The following is a 1161-nucleotide window of genomic DNA, read 5'->3' on the forward strand; positions in this document are numbered from 1 at the left end:
CGCTGTAGTATGGGTGGGAGGCCTGTGACTCTTTCAAAGATGCTCGCCATGACGAAGAACGCAAGCGGATGGTGCAAGAAGATGCGGCGGTTGACTCTGCCGGAACTGGCCGTGGCGGCCCTGCTCTGTCTTGCGCTGTCGTTCTCGCTTTCCGGTTGCACCAACGTGGCCACATATACGCAGCCGACACTGGTACGCGTGATCGACGCCTCATACACAGCCCCCGCGATCAATGTGTATGTGGAAGGCAGCATGGTGGCCGGGAACGTTGGCCAGGGGACGATTACTCCGTATGGCACGCTGACGGCCAGCCCCGCGGCCGCCATCAAGGTTACGGGCACAACCACCACCACGGCTCTGCTGAGCACCAGCGGAATTCTGCTGACCGGTCATCAACACTCGGTTTTTCTTACGGACGACAGCACGACGGGCAGCGGGTATGCGGTAACGGTGCTTGAGGATCAGCAGGTGGGAGCGGCCAGTGGGCACTCGGCGTTCCGGTTCCTGAATCAGGCCGCCAAGACGGGTGCTGTGGATGTGTACATGATTCCCGCCGACAGCACGCTGGCGAAGTCCATTCCGCTGATCACGGCGTTGCCGGTGGGGTCGAGGGGAAGCTACGTCAGCTTTACCTCCCAAACCGTCACGATGGTGATTACGCCGACCGGCTCAGTGACGCCCAAGTACACGTCGACGCCCATCGCTCTGACTGGAGGCGAGGTGCGCACGGTGCTGCTGGTGAACGCACAGTTGACCAGTGACCCGCCGGTGGACGTGACCATCGGCAACGACGTGAATTAGAGCGGTTTCCATAGGCCAGACCCGATACGCATTTCGGTACAGGCAGCCAGCCTGAATCTCACCATCACGGTGAAATGTACGCCGGTGCAGGTATACTTTTGGCCAAGGTCAATCATGGAACCAGTAATGATCAGTCTTCCCAGTTCACTGCAAAATGCAGCGGTGCTCACCGTTATTCTGGCGTTTGCCGGCTACCTGGTCACGTTCTGGTTTACGCGCATGATGGCGCGGCGCAGCGACCGGCTGCGCCTGGTGGACCAGCGCCTGAACGATTTCTATGGGCCGCTCTATGTGGCTACGGTGGCGGGCAATATCGCCTACCAATCGCTGCTGAAGAAGCAAGGCAAGACGCAGTGCCAC

General features: G+C 59.9%; 2 protein-coding genes. Both read left to right on the forward strand.

The features are described from left to right. Window positions 1–48 precede the first annotated feature (48 nt). Entirely contained in the window at window positions 49–801 is a 753-nt protein-coding gene (locus P4L78_RS11635; protein WP_309328226.1) for a DUF4397 domain-containing protein, read from the forward strand. A 126-nt stretch (window positions 802–927) separates the two neighbouring features. Beyond that, a partial coding sequence (locus tag P4L78_RS11640) for a hypothetical protein (RefSeq protein WP_309328227.1) occupies window positions 928–1161 on the forward strand: 234 nt, incomplete at its 3' end.

The organism is Silvimonas sp. (genome assembly GCF_031291215.1).
In the GTDB taxonomy this organism is placed as follows: domain Bacteria; phylum Pseudomonadota; class Gammaproteobacteria; order Burkholderiales; family Chitinibacteraceae; genus Silvimonas; species Silvimonas soli.